Raw genomic sequence first — 24,161 nt, forward strand, 5'->3', positions numbered from 1 at the left:
TTTATCCAGTTTAATCACTCCCTTATAAAATAATTTATACTAAATTGAGAACTATATAATATATCTTTTATCAATAATAATTATCAATTGATAATACAATGGTATTATACCTCTTTATATATTTATTTTTTATAAATTCATTAAATTAATCTATAAATTAATCTATTTTAAAATCCATTTTTTAAGCTCTTTTTTATTAATTTTTCCAACCCCTGTAAGTGGAAAATAGTCTACAAATTCCATTTGATCTGGTATTTTATTTGAAGCAACTCCCATATCTATAAAAAATTTTGTAATATCAGCCTTTTTTAAATTTACATTATCTGAAATTATAAATGCACAACTTCGTTCACCTAACACTTCATCTTCAATAGCTATTACAGCAGAACTTTTAATATTATTATGTTTACATAATATATTTTCTATCTCAGATGGCATTATTTTTTCTCCTGCTCTATTGATTTGTTCTTTAAGACGTCCTACTATTTGTATTTTATTATTAAATACTATTCTTGCCTTATCTCCAGTGCGATAAAAACCATCCTCAGTAAAATAATTATCCTTACTTGCGTCTTTTTCATAATAACTTTTTATAGTGTATGGTCCTTTTACTAAAAGTTCGCCATACTCTCCATTTGATATAATACTACTATTTTCATCAATAATTTTTATTTCATCAAATCTAGAAATAGGCTTACCTTGACTATTACATAAAACGTTATAATCATCATCTAAATCTGTAAAACATATAACTCCTTCTGAAGTTCCATACACTTGCTGAAGCTTACACTGCATATTATTTACTATCTCTTTTGCAGTATTACTACTTAACATAGCTCCTCCCACTTGTAGAACTTTTAAGCTTGATATATCATGCTTTTTGTCCCACTCTAAAACTTCCAGCCATAAATTTATTAAAGATGGTACTAATGATGTTATTGTTACTTTTTCATTTTCAATTATTGGAAAAACCTCTTCACAACTTCCTGATTCACATATTACAACTTTTCCACCTAATATTAATGTTCCAATAACTCCAGGCATACTTAGTGCAAATTTATGTGCTATTGGCAAAATAGCTAAATATGTGCTTTTTTCATTTACTTTAGAATTTATTGCACATTCCTTTGCATAATAAGCACAAGCACTATGTGTTATTGGAATTATTTTAGGAAGACTGGTTGTTCCACCAGATAAAATTAAAAAAGCAGTATCATTACATAATGGCTTTTCATATTTTACATTTGATTCTTTAAAATCTTTTATACATGGATTTTCATCATCTTTATCCACATTTATTATCCAATTTATACTTTTATGTTTTTTCTTTAGGTTAATTGCCATGTTTTTATAATTGAATCCTAAATAACTATCATTAATAACCATTGCACTAGGTTTAGTTTTTTTAATAATTTCATCAATTTCATTTTCTCTATAACTAGGCAAAACAAAAATTGGTAAAGCACCTATTTTAAACAAAGCAAACGAAACTATAACAAAATCTATGCAATTAGGAAGTTGTATTAATACTTTATCACCATTTTTTATTCCAAGTCTTAAAAATCCCCCTGAGATCTTACTTATCTCTTTATAAAGGTCTATATAAGTTAATTTTCTACTTTTCTCTACAAGTGCAATTTTACTTTTATACCTTTTTATAGCCAATTCTAGATGGTCATAAAGTGTTAGTTCTTCTAAAAAAATTTGTTTACTATCTTCTCTTTTTTCACATAATCCGTAATTTTTAACCATATTTTATCCTCCTGAAAAATGATATATATTTTTATAAGGATTTATTATGAAGTTATTTTCCATCCTCTTGTTTTCATTTGTAAATTCCATAATTTAAAATAAAGACCTTGTTTTTTTATAAGATATTCATGATTACCTTCTTCAACTATTTTTCCATTATCTATAACAATGATTTTATCTGCGTTAACTACAGTTCTTAACTTATGAGCGATCATAATTATAGTTCTATTTTTCACCAATTCATTAATAGCCCTTTGAACATCTAATTCATTCTCTGGATCAAGGGATGATGTTGCCTCATCAAGTAAAACTAATGGTGTATCCTTTAAAATAGCACGTGCTATTGAAATACGTTGTTTTTCTCCACCTGATAAAGTAGAACCCCCTTCTCCAACTATAGTGTTATATCCCTTTGGAAGTTTAACTATAAAATCATGGCAACAAGCTTTTTTTGCTGCCTCTTCTATTTCTTGCTGAGTTGCATTATTTTTTCCGTAACGAATATTATTTCCTATTGTGTCTTCAAATAAATATACATCTTGAAATACCATGGAAATTTTTTTCATTAACTTTTCCGGATTTATTTCACATAAATTTTTATTTCCAAAAGTAATCATTCCATCATTAGGGTCATAAAATCTTGCTATAAGTCTAAGCATTGTACTTTTTCCACTTCCAGATGGACCAACTATAGCAGTTAATTCTCCTTCTTTTATTTCAGTATTAATATTATTTAAAACCATATTTTTTTTATAACCAAATGTAACATTGTTAAATTTTATATTGTGCTTATTATTAGGACTACCTTCTCCTGTCATCTTAGGCTGATTTAGCAAATGAATAATACGTTCACCTGCAATCATGTCATATTTAAGCTCTGGAAGTTTTGTAATAGCAGCTGACAATGGATCAAAAATACGAGTTCCAACTAATAAAAACAGTGCAAAAATTGGTATAGTTAAACTTTTATTTAAAATTAAATAAACACCAGAAATTGAAATAAAAGATAAACCAGATTTAATGAAGGAAACTGCTACTAAGAAAAATGGGCCTACTAGTCCTTCTTGTTTAATACTCATTTTCATAAAATTATAAAAAGCTTGATTTAATTTGGAAAAATTTTTACCAGTTAAATTATAGGCTTTAATAACTTTTATTCCAGCAAGATACTCTTCAATACAATTGGATTGTTCAAGTTTTGCCCTAGAATGTTTTGTCGCTAAGTTACGTTGAAAGTTTGAAATAGCTACTATTATAAGAATTGATATTGGAAATCCTAAAAACATTGATAAAGATAATCTCCAATCAACAAATGCCATTCCAACTAAAGCAATTATTGGTACAATTATGCCACCTATAAGTTGTGGTAATATATCACTTGATGCTTCCTCTATTAAAGTAATATCATTCATTATCATACTTCCTAACTCTGCTGAATCTTTACTCATTAAAAATCCAAGAGGAAGTCTTCTTAAATGTTCAGCAATTTTTATACGTCCTTGTGTTGAAGTATTATATGCAGAACTTACAATAGCTCTATATGATTTTCTTTTACATAGAAATATGATAAAAAAGAATATTATCATTATGGAAAAAGTCATCCAAAGTATATTAAAATTCAATTCTTGTCTTTCCTTAGCATGATACTCATATATTATGTTTATAATTATTGTTATACAAGCAAAAGGAATCATATTAATTATTTCAGTAGCTACTTCCCACAAAACAGGTTTAATCATATTCTTAGGATTTCCTGCAGTAATGGTATATAAAAATTTCATTACTCTTTTTTTACCTCCTTAATAAAATTACTATCAACTTCCCAGTTTAAAGATGCATTATATGCTTGCCACATTTTTTTATATAAACCATTATTATCTATAAGACTATTATGTGTCCCTAGCTCTGATATTTCTCCATCCTCTATAACAATTATTTTATTTGCATCTACTATTGTAGTTAATCTATGAGCTATAACTAATACAGTTTTATTTTTTATAAGTTTTTGCAAGGCTAATTGTATTTCATATTCATTTTCCGGGTCTGCAAATGCTGTCGCTTCATCTAATATTAAAATTGGTGCATTTTTTAATATAGCTCTTGCTACAGATATTCTTTGTTTTTCACCCCCTGATAAATATGTGCCTTTGTTTCCTACATAAGTGTCATATCCATTAGGAAGGGCTTTTATAAATTCATGGCATCTTGCAGCTTTTGCAGCATCAATAACCTCTTTTTTTTGTGCATTTGGCCTACCAATTAAAATGTTATTTAAAATTGTATCTGTTAATAAAAAATTATCTTGAAAAACAAAGGATATAATATCCATAAGTTTTTCATTTTCAATACTTTTTATATTTATATCTCCAATAGTTATGCTTCCATTATTCACATCCCAGAATCTAGGTATCAATTGAGCTATAGTAGATTTTCCTGATCCTGATGGACCTACTAAAGCAGTAATTTCTCCTTGACATGCAGTAAATTTAATTTTTTTTAAAACCTCTTGTCCATTTTCATTATATGCAAATGAAACATCATTAAACTTTATATCAAATTCAGATGGTATTTTAACATCTTCTGAAATTTTAATAGGTTCTTCTTCTATAATCCTATCTATTCTATTTAGTCCTTCTGATATTCTATTTACTGTTGTAGCTAATGCATTTAATTTTAAAATTGGTGAAGAAATGCCCATTGATAGAATAAGAAAGAAAATAAATGTTATTGATAATGCTAAATTACTTGGCTCTTTACTTATAAATAACAGTCCAACTGGAACTATAAATGTAAATAAAGATGCAATAATTATATTAAATAAAACATATCTTTTCTCATAATTTTTTGCATATTGTGTGCTAAAATTACGATATGCAATCATATCATTATAAAATTCACGAAAGGAGTGAATAGTTTGTCCAAATATTTTTATAGATGACATTCCTCTGACGTATTGTATGGCTGATGTATTAATGCTTTCTAATGCATCAAAATATTCTTTTAATCCAGCTTTTGCTTTCTCCCCACATAACATAGAGTATTGCAAAGAATATCCCACAACTATTGGTATGATAGAAGCTAATCCATACCAAAAATTTAAATATAACATAGATATAAAAATTATTATAATCATTACAACAGTACTAACTAAATCTGGAAGTTGATGTGCAATAAAAAGTTCTATTTTTTCCACATCAGATTCTATTACGCTTTTAATTTTTCCAATAGAATTTTTATTGAAATATCCCATTGGAAGTTTACCCATATGTTCTGAAAGTTTTATTCTTATTTTATATATAATGTTATAAGCAACTATGTGAGCTATCATTGCACCTACATACAATAAAATGTATCCTATAATCATTGCTATGTTGCCATAAATTGCCCAATTCATCAAACTACTTCCACTTATATTTGATATACTAGAAGCGTTTTTTAAAAGTTCTTCCATAATTTTATACACCATTAAATATGGAAATAATAGAAAAAAGGCGCTTATAATTGATACCACTCCAGATATAATAAGAAACTTCTTTTTTTCACTGGCAATTTCAAAGAGTCTTGCTAATCCTTCTTTTTTTTTAGCCTCCAATTTTTTTACTTCCTTTCTAAAACAATAAATGAGTTTATTTTACTAAAAATTCTTTTACTTTTCTGCCATTTTCCAACTTTAAACCTTTATTACAAGTTATTTCAAAAAGTTCTTTATCATGTGTAACAATAAATATAATATGATTTTCTTTGCTAAGTTTTTTTATAATATTACTTACCTTATACATATGTATATAATCCAGTCCACTTGTAGGTTCATCAAATATTAGTATTCTTTTATTAGCTAATGCTCCAACTGCTATTGCAAGTCTTTGTTTTTGACCTCCTGACAATGACATTGGATGTTTACCCTTAAATTTATCAAGATTAAATTCCTCTAATATAGATAATATTTTTTCTTTTGGTATATTTTCATTTGTTAAAGTAAATTCTTCAATTACACTTTCGGCAAAAAGCTGATGAGTTACATCTTGCATAATCATATAGTGATAATCTAGTCTTTGCTTATAATTTAATTTTTCTCCATCAATAAATACATTTCCACTTTTTTCTTTTATAAGCCCTGCCAAACATCTCATTAAAGTTGTCTTACCTGCACCATTTTCTCCAAGAATACCTATAATATCTCCTGCAGATGCAGAAAATGATATATCTTTAAAAACTTCTTTTTTTCCATAATTACATGAAAGATTTTCTATAACAAGTTCTGCCTCATGTGATTTTTTATTTTCTACAATATGGAATTTTTCTTCAATTTCAGGTATCTTTAATGTTCGTAATCCCATATTTCTACGAGTGCTATCTTCTAAATTTAAAAATTCTTCTCTTGTTAGTTGACTTTTTATCTCTCCATCATCTATAAACACAATTTTGTCAATAATATCAGCTAGATAATAAATTCTATGCTCAGTTATTAATATTGTTTTTCCTTGGTTTTTAATTTTTATAAGTAATTCTTTTAATAACTTTATTTTATTAGCATCTAAATTAGCAGATGGTTCATCTAGAACATATATATCTGGATTCATTGCATGAACAGAAGAAAATGCGAGTATTTGTTTTTCACCTCCAGACATTTTAAAAATATTTCTTTTTAAAAGTTTTTTTATATTAAGTTCTTTAACTACCTTATTAATTCTATCTCGCATATATTTAGGCTCCAACCCTTGATTTTCAAGTCCAAAAGCAAGTTCACTATCAGAATCAATATTAAAGAATTGCGATTTAGGATTTTGAAATACTGATCCAATTTTCAAAGACAATTTATACATTTCTGTCTCTTTTACATTCATATTATTAACATGAACATTTCCTTTTAAATCTCCATCTATAAAATGTGGTATTAATCCATTTACAAGTTTTGTTACTGTGGTTTTACCACATCCACTTTTACCACATAATAAAACACATTCTCCATGATTAATCTTTATATCTATATTCTTTATATTATGATTTTTCTCTGTTGGATAAGCAAAGAATACATTATCAATATTTATCACATTTTTACCCCCAATATTAATATAAGTTCTCTAATTTTATAAAAATGGAAAGCTGAAAGTACTAGATTAAAATAATAGGAACTTAATTATAAAATTAATTATTTTCAGCTAACCACTATAGGGTTCCAAATTAAATTTTAAACTTATTCATTTATCAAATGAGAAAATTTAAATTAATGTTTTATCAATAACTAAAAGATTATTTTAGTTAAAAGTTAAGAGTGAATAGTTAACAGTTGTAGTTATTACTAATCACTTCGTTCCTAGTAATTCTCAACGTACCTTTTTATAAATTTGCAAAGCAAATTATATTGATAGATTTTTTAAAATCATTTTCAGAAAGTGATTTCCACTTTCATCCTAAATTCATAATAACTATATTTGTACTTATTTTTCTCAACTGATAAGAAAAATTTGATGTATAAATTTAAATTGGAGCTTGTTTCTCTATATATTTTAAAACATAAATTTTACTTTTAAATTTGAATTTTCACAGTAAATGCAATTATCATACAAACCACACCTACAACCAAAGAAAAATAATCTTGAAAATGAAATTTAATATTTATTACACTAGTTTTAGGTACAGGATTTTCAATGCCCCTTGTTATTGCAGCTTCACTTAATTCTTCTGCAGTATGTGTTGCAGATATTAATAATGGAACATATACACACTCAACCTTTTTTACAACACCTTTTATTCCTCTTAACTTCATTGCATCTTTAATGTATGAATATTCTTCTTTAATAGAAGGAAAATAACGTATAGTAATAGCTAAGGGTATTAAAATTTTTTGTGGAACTTTCCATTTTCTTAAAGACAACATAATTAGCCTTACTGGCGTAGTCTTAACTATAAGTGTACCAATCATCAAACAAGGAAGTATTTTCCTTGCATAAACTGCAAGGACATTAAATGTCATTACAAGTATAGCTGGTAACACTGGTATTACATAAAATTGAATTAATATTAATGAAAAAAAAACTATTACTAATTTTAAAATTGACTTGAAACATCCGCATAGTGATATAAGCATCATAAGAAGCAATACCACTGCTATCTCAATATATACCTGTGTAGTTGAAAAAATAATAATATTAGTTATAAACAATAATACTAGTTTAGTTCTTGGGTCTAAATTCAAATAACTTTTATTTGATACACTTTCCATTAAACAATACCTGCTTTTTGAAAATGTTTTTTCAACATTGATTTACCAATAAATCCACCTATTATTGCACAAATTATAGTTACAATTATCATGCCTATAAAAGACCATCCAGAAACCATTGTTGATATCTTTTCGACATAAGATGGATCCATACCCATCTCTATTATTGATTGAATAAAACTATCATGAAATAACCACAATGGTAGTGGTGAGCCAATCATTCCAAGTGAGAATACACAATAAGAAAATAAATTACCTTTAAAGCTTTTATATCCAAAAGAACTACGAATTACCTCAGCAATTAATCCTGTAACTACATAAGTTGCTAATATCACCCATGTACATTCTCCTGTAACTAAATATATAATTCCTGTTATAGTACTCATAATAAATACTGGACCAGTTTTTTCAATTTTGGCTGTTAATAGCATATATACAACACCACAAACAACTGCTAAAATTCCAGGATATAGTAACCATATAACAGGCGCTATTGCAACTAAAATCATAACTAATATAGTTATTACAAAATATATTGCTGTAAAAATACCTATAGTAACTAAATCCTTTGTTTGTAACTTATTAGTTTTTAAGTTAGACATACTAAAACTCCTCCTTTTAAATTTAATTATTATTTAAATTAACTTTTTTTACATACTCCCATCTCCTTATACAATTTTTTATGTATTCTTGTTTTCCTATAATTCTAAGACATTGTAATGTCCTCCTATTAATTTTAAGTATATATTTGTGGCAATTGATAATCAATATCAATAAGTTGTTCTTGTCCTATACTGTATTAACATTGACCGTTAGTGATATTTTAAAATTATATTTCATATAAATACTTACATATAAATTTTTTATTACGCACATCCTATATATAGTTATAAATTTATAATAAAATTTTATACTATTCTATGGAGGTGATAATAATTGAATAAAAAATTTAAAAATCATATTTCTTTTTTATTAATATTTTTCTGTATGTTCTACGGTATATTAATAAAACCACAAAATATCAAAGCATATGATACTCCACTAAACACTGTAAATCTTGTGTTAGATGTATCCAATGCATCACATTACAATCAAGTTCCTGAAACTTTCCGTAAAACTTCTGATATTTCAAGTATAAAAAATAATGCTAATTTAAATCTTACTGGCCTAGATAAGTTAAATATCTCTGGTAGTCATCAATTTTCTGGACATAATTTACCTATTCTAATAAAAAATATAGATACAAAGCTTCCAATAACAGTTGTTGATTTAAGACAAGAATCTCATGGATTTATAAATAGCTTCCCTGTTAGTTGGGCAAACACTCAAAATAATGCTAATGTAGGATTATCCAAAGATGAAGTTATTAAAAAAGAAAAAAATGATTTAGATACTATTAAATTAGGTGATCCTATAAAAGTTTATAACAATCCTAATTTCACTGTAGTTCCAGTTACTGTTGAAAATGAAGAAAAACTTGTTACTTCTAATTCATTATCATATATCCGTATTCCTGTTACTGATAATAATCTTCCTACGGATGATATGGTTGATTACTTTATTGAAACAATAAAGTCACAACCGAAAAATACATGGCTTCATTTTCACTGCAAACATGGTGTAGGTCGAACCACAACATTTATGGTTATGTATGATATGATTAAAAACTATAAAGATGTTTCAGCTGAAGATATTATAAAAAGACAAATATTACTAGGTAATTTAAAAGACACCCCAATTAAACCTTTTTATGATAAAAATTCTCTTGCATTTTTACAGAACTTTTATAAATACTGTAAAGAAAACGGTGATAACTTTAACATTAAATATAGCGATTGGAAAAAAACTACAACTACAAGCAATAGTTTTTTTCCTATTGCTTTTTTATCTAATTCTACCTCTAAATCTTACTACATAAAAAATTCTAAAACTCCAACTACTTTATATGTCATTTCACAAAATGTAATGACTGCTAGTGAAAGAACAATGATATCTACTCTTCAAGGAATAGTTAATCCTAAATGTTCTTCTCAGATATATACACTTAACTCTTCCCAACCTGATTATGAAATATGGCTAAATGATTTGAAAAATAATTACGGTATTATATGTAAAAATATTTCAGACCCTTGGGAATTATTGAATACATTTAAAGATTATACTGATGGATACGTACTTTATAACACTACATCTACAAAAAATCCTTCAATAAATAATGCCTGTTCTTTTGCATCATTAAATAATTGCATTGCTATTGATGAAACACTTCAAGACAAAGTAAAATCTTATGGTATAACAAAAATTAAAGGGGATTGTAGAAATACTGATAAGAACTGGGCTTATGATAATTTATGGGATAAAGGTTTAAATCACTCAATAGTAATTCAACTTTCTCCTGAAAAAGACACTGCTTTAAGAGATTATGCTATAATGACTAAATCCTTGATATTTTATGAAGATAGTGTAAGTGACACTTCTCTTAGAGATAAAATATTTTCATCTATGGAACTAGACTCTATTTGTTTAGGTTGGGGCCCTGATGAATTTACAAATGTAAGTACAACATCAAAATATGGTGTAGGTATGGTCGCTGCAGATTGGTCTTATAATTTAACTGTATTAAGTGCATTTGATTCATTACCTGTTAATCAAAAATCATCGCAAAATATTCCCAATAAAAAAAATGCTCATTATGTAACATTTATAATATCCGATGGTGATAATCAACAATGGAACCTTGGAAGTAATTATGGTTCTTTAAAGTGGTTTGGCTCTCCATATAGAGGAGAATTTAATTTAGGTTGGTCTCTAAGTCCATCATTATTTTTTTTGTCTCCTACTGTATTTGATTTATATTATAAAACTGCTTCTAATGGAACTAATAATGATTATTTTATAGTTTCTCCATCAGGTAATGGATATATATATCCTAGTAAATTTAATACAAATGCTCTAACATCATATACTACTAAATTAAATGAATATATGAAAAAGACCGATGAAAAATATGTTGCAATTATAGACGACTCATCTTTTTATAATAATGAACTTTGGGATAAATTTACTATTAAATCTAATATAGATGGATTATTTTATCTTGATTATCATAGACATGACAACTATCATGGAAAGATTAATTGGTCTAATAATAAACCTATTGTATCCTGTAGGGATTTGCTTTGGAGTAACTTAGAGGATGAAGATACTTTAATTAAGAATATAAATGATAGAGTTAAATCAGGCCAGACAGACATTCGTGATGCTAATAGCTATACCTTTGTTTATGTTCATGCTTGGAGTAAAGATTTAAGTAATGTTAAATATGCTGTTGATAAGCTTAAAGAAAATCCTAATGTTGAAATAGTAACTCCTAAAATATTTATGGAAATTATATCTAAGAATGTTACGCACTAATTAAAAATATTTCATTATTAGTTATATATTATAATTAAGGTATTATTTTTTTAATTTTGTAATTTTTTTGTAATTTTAACCATTAAATTCTATGTTAAAATAATTTTTGTAATAATATTATTACTTACTAAATGATTAAAATAACATGATAATTTTAAAATTTATCTTACTTTTATGGGGGAAACAATATGATTTGTGATAAATTAAATTTAATGATACATAATTGCCATGGTTTAGATGAAGTTCATGGTACTTTTGGAATGAGTCTTTTTAAAAAATGCAATGCTTTAAATGTAACATTAAAAGATAAAAATGTTGATGCTGAAAAAATTAATATGGCTATTAATTTAATCAAAGGTAAAACGTCTATATTTTCAAATTTTAGAGGAAATAATCTATTGACTCTAGCTGTAAATATTTCACTTACTGATAATATGGAGGCTAGTTTAGAGGAAATTATAAATATATATAATAAATTAAAAGAACAATTTTTTTCAAATCAATATCTTGTTTTAGCAGCTCAAGTTATTTTTGATGCAAAAGATAGAGTTAATACAAATGATGCTATAATAAATACAAGAACTGTATACAATCTTATGAAAAACAATCATAGATTTTTAACCGGTCACGAGGATATAGCTTGTGCTGCTATGATTGCTACAACTTCTAAGAATTATGATGAAACTTTTAATGAAATAGAAAAATGTTATACTATTCTTAAAAAACATGGACTTTGGAGCGGAAATAACCTTCAAACATTATCTCATGTATTGTGCTTTATAAATCTTCCAGCAGAAGATAAGTGTAAAAAAGTTGTTGAGCTTAAAGAAAAACTTGAAACCTACAACGTTCCTTTGAAAAGCTATTCTTTGCCACTTTTAGGTATAGCCTCTTTTGTCACAGATGACACTGATGCTTTTGCTAAAACTATTGTTACTACAAGTAATGAATTAAAAAAAGAAAAAGGGTTTGGTACCATTTCTATGGGAGCATTGATTAGAAATATGATTTCTGCATCTTTAGTAACTTCAATGTATATTGATACCATGGATGAAGTTATTAAAGATAATTTAATAAATACTACAAATAATGTTGCATTAACTGTAGCTATTGCAATAGAAATAGCTACAATGGCAGCTGTTTCATCTGCCGCTGCAGCATCTAGTGCTAGTAACTAGTTTAAACTGTTAAATTTAATAAACCATTGAAAAATAAATTGTTATTTTTCAATGGTTTTATTATTTTTACTTAAATTTTATTCCATCTTCCACTTTTTATATATACAAAAGATATAGTTACAGAAATAAATGTTGCTATTGGCGCTGCAAGGCCTATTCCTAGTAAACTAGTTGGTATATAAACACTTAATATATACGCTAATGGTACACGAATTAAAATTGATGCTAAAATTCCATTAATCATTGTAAATTTAGTTCTTCCACATCCATTTAAGAAACCATTTTGACAAAACCCAAATGCAACTAACATGAAATCAATACTAAATGTTCTCATATATTGTGATCCTGCCAAAGTTACATCTACATCTGCTTTAAACATATGCATAATTGACTGAGCATTTATTTGGGCCCAGGCAAAGAATACTATGGAACATAAAAAAGCAAGTAACATACTAGCATTTAAAGCTTTTTTAGCACGTTCTGGTTTATTAGCACCAATGTTTTGCGCTGTAATTGATGTTATTGCACCTGAAAATGCAATAGCTGGAAGCATTGCAAACATATCAAATTTGCTGGCTATTCCCACTGCTGCTGCTGGAACTACTCCTAAAGTATTTATAATAGCTGTTATAATTAAAAAAGATACTGAAACCATTGTTTCTTGAAGCGATACTGGTATTCCTAGCTTTATAAGCTTTAATGCTTTATCCTTATGTATTTTAAAGTTTTTGAATTTAAACTGAAATATAAAATTTCTTTTGCTTAAATAAATAATAGCTAGTACTACACTAACACCTTGAGATGCTATAGTAGCTATTGCTGCTCCTGATGGACCTAATTTAAATTTTCCAACCAAAATTAAATCAAGAACGATATTGGTAATACAAGCAATTGCAATAAAAATCATAGGGCTTTTAGAATCTCCTATTCCTCTTAACATGGCACTAATACCATTATACCCAAAAATAAATATTATTCCTGCTGAGCAAATTAGAACATATTCTTTTGCTCCACTAAATGCTTCTACTGGTGTTCTTAACATTTTTAAAAATGATGGTGTTAAAAACATCATAACTATAGTAAATAAAATTGCAAAACCAACAAATAATGTTAGCATAGTACTTATTGTTTCAACTGTATCTTTTTCCTTTTCCGCACCAAAGTATTGAGCTATTAATATGGTTCCCCCCATAGTTAATCCTGATATTAAGCTCGTCAATATTTGCATAACTTGACTTCCAATTGATACTGCGGATATACTAATTGAACTTCCAAACCATCCTACTATAGCCATATCAACGGCCCCATATAAAGCTTGTATAAAATTTGCGATTAAAAATGGTATAGCAAACATCAGTAAGGATTTATAAATGTTGCCTTCTGTTAAAATTTTATTATTTTTTTCCATTTTACCCCTTCTCCCAATTATTTAATTATTACTAAAAAAACCGGATAAGTCAGTTAACAATAGTTAACCATCTTATCCGGCATATATTACAAATATATCCTCCGATGACATTATTGATAATATCATATAAAAAAAATAATTGTCAATAAAAACTTTTAAAATTATATTTTTAATATATAGTGTTCTAAGTTGACTTTTAAAATTATCCATTCCAAAACTTGGATACCCCAAATAGTGAGACATGCTCTGAATCGCTTAGAATTCAACACTACATTTTGTATGAAAATATTTTAAAGTTATTGAATAAATTTAAATTTGAGCTTGTTTCCCTATACAAATCTAATTTTTAAGATTGATTGTTAATCTTATTGTAATACTCATCTATAAGCTTATATGAAGCTTCTTTTATATCACTATTTTGTAGTTCATCTATTTTAGATTTTGCTTCTAACTTATTTTCATCTAAAGTACTATTATTATCTTTAAAGAGTTTTGCTATTTTATCTGCTGCCCTTACAGTTTCAACAACTTTCAAATAATTTTCATCTTTTATCTCTTCTGTATATTTAGATCCTTTATGCCATCTTACTGCCAATATTATAAGTTCTTTAGCTTTATCATCACAATTTAAAATTTTATCCATATTTTCTTCCAAATATTTTGCACCAACTTTATTATGTTCATCACCAGTATGCTTTTGAATATCATGAAGTAATGCTGAAATCCCAACTATATCTTTATATTTTTCATCCATTCCTAACTCATCAAAAAGTATTAATGATATTTCTTTTACTTTTTTGCTATGCTCTACTAGCTCTTCAGCATCTTTTTCACCTAATGATTTATTTATTTCTCTTATTTTTTTTAATATCTCTTCTTCATTATATGTAATATTGCTACCATTTTCATTTATGGTATTAGTACCTATACTTTTAGAATGATTTTTATTTTTTACATATATAAAACTGCCACTAATTAAACTGATTATAGATATACCACACAAAATAATTATCAATTTTTTTCTCAAGGTTCCACCTCCAGTATATATAAGATTTTTCTAGTTGAGAATTAAGAGTTAATAGTTGTGGTTATTACTACTCACTTCGTTCCTAGTAATTCTCAACGTATCTTTTTATAAATTTGCAAAGAAAATTATATGATTAAATCAAAAGAAACTAATTTCCAGTTTTATTCTTAAACCTTAACTGTTAATTTCTAATTTTTAAACTAACTATATTTATACTTGCTTTTTTAACTAATAACAAAAATTTGATGAATAAATATAAAATTATTTATTACTTAAAACAATTTTATATTTTAACCTTGTCAGTTTAATATCAAAAGTTTAAATTTTTATTAAATATAACCACTTAAACTAAATAAGCCATTTAAAGATAGTTTTTAAAACTATCTTTAAATGGCGTTATTTTAATTATTCTTCTGCTCTTCTATTCTATCTGCAAGCTCATTTAGGTATACCCATCTTTCCATTAAATAATCAAGTTCACCTTTTAATGTCTCTTGAGCTTTTAATAGCTCTTGTAACTTCACAAAATCGCTTCCATTTTTAGCTATTTCTTTTTCTATATTTTCTATTTCTTCTTCTTTTGATGAAATATTATCATCTATTTCTTCATATTCTTTTTGTTCTTTAAAGGAGAATTTTAGTGGTTTATCTTTTTTCCTATTTTTATATTCAGTTTTTTCTTTAACCTCTTTTTTATCCCCTTCTTCTTTTAAAAATGCTTCTTCATAATCTTTATAATCACTATAGTTTCCTGTAATTTCTATAATTTCACCATTTCCTCTAAAAGAAAGTATTTTGTTAGCTACTCTATTTAAAAAATATCTATCGTGGGATACAGTTATTACTGTGCCATTAAACTCCTCTAAATATTGCTCAAGTATTGCTAAAGTATCAATATCTAAATCATTGGTAGGCTCATCTAAAAATAATACATTAGGACTCTCCATAAGTATTTTTAGTAGATATAATCTTCTTCTTTCACCACCGGAAAGTTTATTTATAGGTGTATACTGACTAGGTCCTTCAAATAAAAATCTTTCAAGCATTTGAGATGCAGATATTTTACTTCCATCATTAGTTGTTATAAATTCCGCACTTTCTTTTATATAATCTATAGCTCTTAGATCATAATTCATATCTTCATTTTCTTGTGAAAAATATCCAAGTTTTACTGTGTCCCCAAAGGTAATTACTCCACTGTCTGGTTCTAATTTATCACTTAAAATATTTAAAAGAGTAGACTTTCCTATCCCATTATTCCCTATTATTCCAACTCTATCTTCTTTAGTAGCTATATAGTTAAAGTCTTTTATTATAAGTTTATCATCAAAATTTTTACTTATATTTTCAGCTTCTATTATTTTTTTACCAAGTCTGCTACTGCCAGTACTTATATTAACTTTTTCACTACTTATATCAATTTTTCCATTTTTAATTTCTTCAAATCTATCAAGTCTTGCCTTTTGCTTAGTACTTCTTGCCTTTGCACCTCTTTTTACCCATTCAAGCTCTCTTCTATATAAATTTTGTCTTTTTCTTTCAAGACTCTCTTGCATTTCCATACGTTCTATTCTTTTCTCAACAAAAACAGAATAATTTCCATCATATGTATATAAATTACCTTTTTCTATTTCAAAAATTTTATTTGCAACCCTATCTAAAAAATATCTATCATGAGTAATCATAAGCAATGCACATTTTCTTACTTTCAATTCATTTTCAAGCCATTCAATAGCCTCATTGTCCATATGATTTGTAGGCTCATCTAATATCAAAATATCACACTGTGCAATTAAACTACTAGCTAATGCTATTCTTTTTCTTTGTCCACCGGATAAATTTTTCACTTTTTCATTAAAGTTATTTACTCCAAGTTTCGTTAAAATTCTTTTAGCATCACTTTCAACTTGCCATCCATTTAAAGCATCCATTTTATTTTGTAATGCTGTTAATTTATTTTGAAATTTAGTATTAGTACTATCCTTCTCTAGATTATATACAGTCTCTTCATATTCTCTTAAAACTTTCATAACTTCTGAAGATCCTTTAAACACTAAATCTAAAACATTATCTTCATCATCGTAAAACACTTCTTGAGCTAAATATTCTACTCTTAACCCATTCATTTTTACTATAGTTCCATTCTCATAATTTTCTATTCCAGCAACAATTTTCAAAAGAGTCGATTTACCAGCACCATTCACTCCTATAATCCCAATTTTATCTTCACTAGAAATCGTTAATTTTATATCATTTAGTAAAATTTTATCACTATAGCTTTTAGTTATATTATCTAAAGTTATTAAATTCATTTATTACCATCCTCTTGCTTTAATTTATCTATATGACTCCAAGCTTACTTGTAAGATATTTTATCTTAATACTTGGAAGTCTAAAAGAATGACGCAAGCTCGTAAGTATCTAAAGTAAGTACTTTCTTATAACATGAAAATATTTTCAAATTATTTAACAGATTTAAACTTGAGCTTGTATCCATATAATACTTAAATAAATTATATACTATATTAAATTTTTCTGCTAGTTTACCTTTAAAATATGTAAAGTTATACTTTTAACACATATCATTATTTAATCCGTGTTTTTTACCACATTTTACATATTTTTTCTATATAAAGTTACTAAATTTATATATTAATAACATTTTTTTAATATAATTTAAGTTTAGTAATTGATTTTCACTTAAAAAGCATATATACTCAATGTATAGTATTTTGTTAATAATTTGATTATTATTTTATTTCACAAGAAAATTTTATTATTATTTATTTTTTATTTTTATAGCAATTCAAATTCATAAATTCTTAGTTGTGTTTACATATTCAAAATTGTCTTAATACTTTTTATATTAAAACTGATATAACAATTAAGTTTTTGCTGAATGTTTTGCTTTGTATTTATTTTAATATTATACAAATATTGTTTTTAGTTTTTCAAAATTAAAGTCTTTTGCATAATATAATTCATATTATAGATGATATAATTATATTTATAATAATTTAAAAAGACTTTAACAAAAAAACATTGAGATTATAAAGGAGTGGACTTATGAAAAGAATTTTAGATAATATTATTGAAAAAAGTAGAGATTGGACTCAAAAAGGTGCTGTAGCAGATTACATTCCTGAGCTTGCAAAAGCTGATCCAAATGTTTTAGGAATATGCATCACTACATTAGATGGAAAAGAGTACTATTCAGGAGACTATGATACTAGTTTTACTATTCAAAGTATATCTAAGGTTATAACCTTAATGGTTGCAATATTACAAAACGGATCAGAATATGTTTTTTCTAAGGTTGGTATGGAACCTACAGAACTTGCGTTCAACTCTATAACAAATCTTGAAACCAGCCCCCAGAAAAAGCCTTTAAACCCAATGATAAATGCAGGAGCTATAGCTGTTACTTCTTTATTAAACGGAGAAAGTCCTGAAGATAAAATTAAAACTATCCTTAATTTCACAAGAAAAATTTGTGAAAATGATACTATTGAGATAAATGAAGATGTTTATAGAAGCGAAAAAGCTACTGGAGATAGAAATAGAGCACTTGCTTATTACATGAAAGGTAACGGCATAATAGAAGGTGAAGTTGAAGAAATTCTTGATGTTTACTTCAAAGCATGTTCTATGGAAGTTACTTGCAGAGATTTAGCTAGAATCGGAGCTATGCTTGCTAATGACGGTGTACTTATAAACGGTGAAAGAATTATATCTAGAGATATATGCAGAATGATAAAAACTATAATGGTTACTTGCGGAATGTATGATGCATCTGGTAAATTCGCTGTACATATTGGAATCCCTTCTAAAAGTGGAGTTGGCGGTGGTATAATGGCTGCTGTTCCTAGAAGAATGGGCATTGGTTTAGTTGGACCTGCTCTAGATTCTAAAGGAAATAGTTGTGGTGGATTAAAAGTTTTAGAATACCTTTCTAACGAATTAGATTTAAGTATATTCTAATATACTCTTAAGATAAAAAAGGAAACGTTAATCTTAACGTTTCCTTTATATTTTTTATATTTCTATTTCTTTAACTCATCATAATCCTTTGTGGCTTTAACAACTAATCTACTTAATACTAATAATGCTATTAAATTAGGAATAACCATTAATCCATTAAAAGTATCTGCTAACTGCCATACTAAATCAACTTTTAGTGTGGATCCAATAATAACTACTATCATAACTAATATTCTATAAGGAGTTAATCCTTTTTTTCCAAATAAAAACTTTATGTTATTTTCTCCAAAGAAATACCACCCAATTATTGTTGAGAACGCAAAGAATAATAAACATATTGCTACAAAAACATCACCAAAACTACCTAATGTTAATTCAAATGCTCTTTGTGTTAATTGTATACCTGTTAAGTTTCCTTCATTTAATGCTCCACTTGTTATTATAACTAATGCTGTTAATGTAAGAATTACAAATGTATCTATAAATACACTTACTATAGCCACAGATCCTTGCTCACTTGGATGTTTAACATTTGCAACTGCATGAGCATGTGGAGTTGAACCCATTCCTGCTTCATTAGAAAATAATCCTCTTGAAACACCATATCTTACAGCCTGTCTTATAGTTATACCTATTGCACCACCAACTACAGCTTGTGGATTAAAAGCTCCTACAAAAATGGCTTTAAATGCTGGAAGTAACTGATTTCCATTCATAGCAATTACTATTACTCCAACAAGTATATACATACCAGCCATAAATGGAACAACTTTTTCTGTTACAGATGCTATACGTCCCATACCTCCGAAAAATACAAACCCACCTATAATTGAAACTATTATACCTACTATTAATGGAGAAACTCCAAAGGAGTTATTAAAAGCATCTGATATGGAATTTGCTTGAACTGCATTCCCCATAAATCCTAATGCTAGTGTACATGATATAGCAAAAAATACAGATAAAAATCCACCAATTTTTTTGTTTTTAATACCATTTTTAATATAATACGCTGGTCCTCCTGTAACTTCGCCTTCAACTCTAGTTTTAAACAATTGAGCTAGAACAGCTTCTGCATATATTGTAGACATTCCTAAAAATGCACTGACCCACATCCAGAAGATAGCACCAGGTCCACCAGCAGCAATTGCTGTAGCAGCTCCTGCAAGGTTTCCTGTTCCTACTTGTGCAGCAATTGCTGTAGCTACAGCTTGGAAAGAACTCATACCATCTTTGCCTGCTTTTTTTCCTTTTAAATTTATACCACCAAAAACCCTTTTAAAACCTTCACCAAACTTTCTAACCTGAACAAACTTTAACCTAATTGTAAAAAATATTCCTGTACCTAATAGCAGCACTAATAAAACACTACTCCAAAGCACCTCATTTAAATTGGTAATAGCATTAAGTAATCCATCCATAAATAATCCTCCTATAGTATTGATTAAATTTTTGCTATTTAAATTTAAATTTGCTCATATAGAAGTACAAAATAAATCTACTTAATTTTGTATCTCTAATATAACTTTTATCACCTTCTTATTACCTTAATTTAAAATAAATAGTTTAAGTAATTAATTAAACTAATTAATATTAGAGCTTTATATTTTGTAAATACTATTAGTTACCACAAATAACTAGCTTTTATTTGTTCTTTTTTCTAACGTTTAATTTTATATTTTTTATAATTATAAATTGCTTAAATATATATGTATCTATTTGCTCTAGTGGTTATTACTATTCACTTTGTTCCTAGTAATTCTCAACGTATTTTTAACTTTAAGAAACTGACGCTCAGTTTCATCAATAATTTTTAATTCTTAATCCTTAACTAACTATATTTGTATGGTATTTTGAACTAATCTTATATATACTTTAAAAATATTCTTTTCAACTTACGAATATACCTTATTTCTATCATTAATACATATTTAACCATTTATTAATTAATTCAATTAATATGAAATTATTTCCTATGATATTAATTGAATTATACCTATAATAAACTATATGTTATATATACCAGTATTAAATTTTATTTAATAAGTTTTTTAATACTCTATAATTATTGTTTAAAATTTACTTTCTTATTTTAATATATTTAAATTATTTTTTTAGATCTTTCTTAATAATGTAATTATTTTTTATTACCTTTAGTTAAATTTGGAACTTTTTTATAAAAAACTATTGATTTTTAATATGTATCATGCTAAAATAAATATTGTCAGTTGGCAATTTGCTAGTGTGGCGGAATGGCAGACGCATTCGACTCAAAATCGAACGGGAAACCGTACGAGTTCGACTCTCGTCACTAGCACCAAAAACATGGTTTTTTATAAACCATGTTTTTTGTTTTGTTTATAAATAATTATATACAAGGTTTTAATGTAACTTTTAAACTTGTTCATTTATCAAATGAGAAAACTCAAATTAATATTTTATCAATAACTAACGTATTAGTTTAGTTAAAATTTAAGAGTGAATAGTGAACAGTTGTGGTTATTACTATTCACTTCGTTCCTAGTAATTCTCAACATATTTTTAAATCTACAAAATTAAAACTTCTAAATAAGCAATTATCCAAGACTTTTATTCCATAACAAGTGGGACAGGTTCATTTTCGGATATTTTCTTCGCTTAACTGTAGATTCCATAATTACTGTATACCCATAACAAAATAAGCAAAGAACCAGTACCTAACAAGTACGCTGCTTTGCAGCTCAAGTACTGGTTCTTTGCTCGATAATTTATTTTATCTCCCCTTTTTATTGAGCACTAGAGTTTTTTATGGTGGTACAATTAAATGAACCTCTCCTTCTTGTTACGGCTACAAGTTTTGAATATAGCTTTTGTTTGTTTTATATCCTAAACCCAGAATTTACTCCCTTAAATTGAAAAGAAACTGGAATCCAGTTTTAACCAACACTGTCAATTGTCCTTTGTCAATTTCTTTAAAACTCTCTACATCAACTAAATAATCAATTCACCCAAGTTCTATCTCCATCACAAATGGGACAGGCACGATAAATTTATTTTCTTCGCTAACACTTGATGCTCTTCTAACTTTATACTTATATCTAAAAATTCAAAGCCAGTCCCGAACCTCTTTTCAAAGAAAGTGGTTGCCACTTTCATCCTAAATTCATAATTCTTAACTAAACATATTTGCACTTATTTTTCTTAACTGATAATAAAAATTTGATGTATAAATTTAAGTTCTAAATTGTTTCCCTATATGAGTATTAGTTAATTAATTGCTTTTGTAATAATTTATAACTCCTCTTCATATTTTAGATATATATACTAATTAGACAAGGAGTTGATTTTTTATGTACAAAAGGCTTTCAGTTATAATTTGTGTAATTTTTATGTCCGTTACACTTACTGGATGCTCTAGTGACTTAAAATTTATTTTTAAAAAAGAAAAACCTAGTATAAATTTTTATACAGAAAACTTAATAAATTCTTACATAGAAAACCCTCCAACAGAGGTTTCAGTTTTTGATGTAAATATGTACAAGCAACAAACTTTAACAGAGGAACAATCTTTTGATGTTTTAAAATTCATGAATTCTTTAAAAAAGGATTATGCTTTAGAAAAAGATTCAGTAGATCTAAGTGATGAAAAAATAACTTATAAAGTTTTTATAACTTTTGATAATTGTAAATATGTTATAAATGTTTATAATGAAAAATATATATCTATTTATCCATGGGATGGAAATCACTCAAAAGATTATATGGATATATCTCAAGTACCTATAGCTTATAACGTATATGGCCTTTGTAAATACTTTACTGATAATTCACTAAACAAAGATGAAGAAGATATACCAGATAAAAGAGAGAATATTGAAAAAGAACAACCTATAAAAGAACCTAATGAATCTAAAGAAGAAAAAGAGGGCAATTAGAAATGCCCTCTTTTTTTAATCAACTTTTAGTTTACCAAGTATATTATGCTCATTTAGTTTATATTTTTTATTTGTTTTCCAATTCTTTTTTTATATCAATTACTCTTTTATTTAAAATTGGATGAACTTTATACGGCACTATATCGCACAGTGGATCTAATACAAATAATCTTTCCTCCATTCTTGGATGTGGAAGTATTATATCTTTTTCATAACTAATTAAATCTTCATAGAAGATTACATCTAAGTCTAATGTTCTTGGTCCCCATCTTATTATTCTTTCTCTTTTTAAATCTTTCTCTACTTCAAGTAGATATTCCATAAGTCTTTTAGGACTAAGCATTGTCTTTATTTTTATAGCTGTATTTAAAAACATATCTTGATCTTCATAACCAAAAGGCTCTGTCTCATAAAAATTAGCAATTTCCTCTATTTTAGTATGTTTAGAATTGTTTATTATTTCAAAGGCATTCATAATATTCTGTTTTTTGTCACCTATATTAGCACCAACAGCAATTATTGCTTCATGCCATGAACGCTCCATTTTTATTGCAACATAATCTAAGTGTTTTTTTACTGGTGCCCAAGGTTTTTTTAATTCTAAACTTATTTTATTAATAATATTATATTTAAACATTATAGAATTAATCAACTCTTCACATGCTGTTTCAATTAAATCATAAGTAGTTTTAGTGAATTCTTTTTCTATTTCATCACAAAGTATTCCATAATGAACGGTATCTTCTAAACTATCTTCACTACTTGCCCTACTTAAGTCAAGTTCCACTTCCATTGTTAATACAAATTTTTGCCCTAAATTTTTCTCTTCTTGAAAATATCCATGATTTGCAAAAATTTCTAAATCTTTTATAAATATTTTATCCATTCCAACACTCCCTAAACATCATCCTCAGTTTTTTTGCCAATACTAAATACTTATTATATAGAAAAACTAATACTTCAATCTTTTAATTTTATCTTATACCTCTATAATGAGAAAGCTCAAATTAATATTTTATCAATAATTAACAGATTATTTTAATTAAAAGTTAAGAGTTAATAGTGGATAGTTAACAGCGGACGGCTCCCCTCTAATTGGACAAACTTAACTTATACTAATATATGCTTAAATTTTTAAACACACGTTAAATTCTTAAGATAATATTCGTGTGGTGTAACATATCCAATTGAAGAGTGTATTCTCTCATTGTTATATCTATAAACAAAATCATTTATATTATTGCGAATATCATCTAAACTCCAA

The 24,161-nt window shown here is 26.8% G+C and carries 16 protein-coding genes and 1 tRNA gene; 5 read left to right on the forward strand and 12 right to left on the reverse strand.

The window, feature by feature from the left end:
* Positions 1 to 162: 162 nt before the first annotated feature.
* From KQI36_RS16395 to KQI36_RS16420, 6 genes are all read right to left on the reverse strand, one after another.
* Complete coding sequence (locus tag KQI36_RS16395; protein ID WP_216451840.1) at positions 163 to 1,752, reverse strand: (2,3-dihydroxybenzoyl)adenylate synthase; 1,590 nt, start codon at positions 1,750 to 1,752, stop codon at positions 163 to 165.
* Positions 1,753 to 1,796: 44 nt separating this feature from the next.
* Positions 1,797 to 3,533 (reverse strand): ABC transporter ATP-binding protein, encoded by a 1,737-nt coding sequence (locus tag KQI36_RS16400; RefSeq protein WP_216451841.1) that lies wholly within the window; start codon positions 3,531 to 3,533, stop codon positions 1,797 to 1,799.
* Positions 3,533 to 5,344, reverse strand: a complete 1,812-nt coding sequence (locus KQI36_RS16405; protein WP_216451842.1) for an ABC transporter ATP-binding protein — start codon at positions 5,342 to 5,344, stop codon at positions 3,533 to 3,535. The genes KQI36_RS16400 and KQI36_RS16405 overlap by 1 nt, the downstream gene beginning before the upstream one ends.
* 34 nt (positions 5,345 to 5,378) lie before the next feature.
* Positions 5,379 to 6,803, reverse strand: a complete 1,425-nt coding sequence (locus KQI36_RS16410) for an ABC transporter ATP-binding protein (protein WP_216451843.1) — start codon at positions 6,801 to 6,803, stop codon at positions 5,379 to 5,381.
* Positions 6,804 to 7,279: 476 nt separating this feature from the next.
* Positions 7,280 to 7,975: an energy-coupling factor transporter transmembrane component T gene (locus KQI36_RS16415; protein ID WP_216451844.1), complete on the reverse strand. Its 696-nt coding sequence runs from the start codon at positions 7,973 to 7,975 to the stop codon at positions 7,280 to 7,282.
* Entirely contained in the window at positions 7,975 to 8,577 is a 603-nt protein-coding gene (locus KQI36_RS16420) for an MptD family putative ECF transporter S component (RefSeq protein ID WP_216451845.1), read from the reverse strand. Before KQI36_RS16420 ends, KQI36_RS16415 begins: the two co-directional genes overlap by 1 nt.
* Before the next feature lie 334 nt (positions 8,578 to 8,911).
* Between KQI36_RS16420 and KQI36_RS16425 the strand changes: the two genes are divergently transcribed.
* Together KQI36_RS16425 and KQI36_RS16430 are read left to right on the forward strand one after the other, a co-directional pair.
* Positions 8,912 to 11,389 (forward strand): GxGYxYP domain-containing protein, encoded by a 2,478-nt coding sequence (locus KQI36_RS16425; RefSeq protein WP_216451846.1) that lies wholly within the window; start codon positions 8,912 to 8,914, stop codon positions 11,387 to 11,389.
* Between the two features lie 188 nt (positions 11,390 to 11,577).
* Entirely contained in the window at positions 11,578 to 12,567 is a 990-nt protein-coding gene (locus KQI36_RS16430; protein WP_216451847.1) for a DUF4003 family protein, read from the forward strand.
* A 70-nt stretch (positions 12,568 to 12,637) separates the two neighbouring features.
* On the opposite strand, the gene KQI36_RS16435 is transcribed toward KQI36_RS16430, so the two are convergent.
* The 3 genes from KQI36_RS16435 to KQI36_RS16445 form a co-directional block, all read right to left on the reverse strand.
* Positions 12,638 to 13,975: an MATE family efflux transporter gene (locus tag KQI36_RS16435; RefSeq protein WP_216451848.1), complete on the reverse strand. Its 1,338-nt coding sequence runs from the start codon at positions 13,973 to 13,975 to the stop codon at positions 12,638 to 12,640.
* 346 nt (positions 13,976 to 14,321) lie between these two features.
* Positions 14,322 to 15,002 carry an HD domain-containing protein gene (locus tag KQI36_RS16440; protein ID WP_216451849.1) on the reverse strand — a complete coding sequence of 227 codons (681 nt, stop codon included), beginning with the start codon at positions 15,000 to 15,002 and terminating at the stop codon, positions 14,322 to 14,324.
* A gap of 401 nt (positions 15,003 to 15,403) precedes the next feature.
* Positions 15,404 to 17,314 (reverse strand): ABC-F family ATP-binding cassette domain-containing protein, encoded by a 1,911-nt coding sequence (locus KQI36_RS16445; RefSeq protein ID WP_216451850.1) that lies wholly within the window; start codon positions 17,312 to 17,314, stop codon positions 15,404 to 15,406.
* Between the two features lie 754 nt (positions 17,315 to 18,068).
* Here KQI36_RS16445 and glsA point away from each other — a divergent pair.
* Positions 18,069 to 18,983, forward strand: a complete 915-nt coding sequence (gene glsA / locus KQI36_RS16450; RefSeq protein ID WP_216451851.1) for a glutaminase A — start codon at positions 18,069 to 18,071, stop codon at positions 18,981 to 18,983.
* A 62-nt stretch (positions 18,984 to 19,045) separates the two neighbouring features.
* Here glsA and KQI36_RS16455 read toward each other — a convergent pair whose 3' ends face one another.
* Positions 19,046 to 20,404 carry an alanine/glycine:cation symporter family protein gene (locus tag KQI36_RS16455; protein WP_216451852.1) on the reverse strand — a complete coding sequence of 453 codons (1,359 nt, stop codon included), beginning with the start codon at positions 20,402 to 20,404 and terminating at the stop codon, positions 19,046 to 19,048.
* A gap of 817 nt (positions 20,405 to 21,221) precedes the next feature.
* On the opposite strand from KQI36_RS16455, the gene KQI36_RS16460 reads away from it, so the two are divergent.
* Together KQI36_RS16460 and KQI36_RS16465 are read left to right on the forward strand one after the other, a co-directional pair.
* Positions 21,222 to 21,303 (forward strand) — tRNA-Leu (locus KQI36_RS16460).
* A gap of 1,009 nt (positions 21,304 to 22,312) precedes the next feature.
* The gene (locus tag KQI36_RS16465; RefSeq protein WP_216451853.1) at positions 22,313 to 22,897 is read left to right on the forward strand and encodes a DUF4883 family protein; all 585 of its coding nucleotides are present in this window, start codon (positions 22,313 to 22,315) and stop codon (positions 22,895 to 22,897) included.
* A 67-nt stretch (positions 22,898 to 22,964) separates the two neighbouring features.
* On the opposite strand, the gene folK is transcribed toward KQI36_RS16465, so the two are convergent.
* Together folK and KQI36_RS17965 are read right to left on the reverse strand one after the other, a co-directional pair.
* Positions 22,965 to 23,783, reverse strand: coding sequence for a 2-amino-4-hydroxy-6-hydroxymethyldihydropteridine diphosphokinase (folK, locus tag KQI36_RS16470; RefSeq protein ID WP_216451854.1), 819 nt, complete (start codon positions 23,781 to 23,783; stop codon positions 22,965 to 22,967).
* Between the two features lie 248 nt (positions 23,784 to 24,031).
* A complete protein-coding gene (locus KQI36_RS17965) occupies positions 24,032 to 24,145 on the reverse strand; it encodes an integrase core domain-containing protein (protein WP_425321733.1) in 114 nt (37 codons plus the stop codon).
* Positions 24,146 to 24,161: the final 16 nt, after the last annotated feature.

Origin of the sequence: Clostridium senegalense (assembly GCF_018916625.1) — a bacterium.
Lineage (GTDB): Bacteria > Bacillota > Clostridia > Clostridiales > Clostridiaceae > Clostridium_J > Clostridium_J senegalense.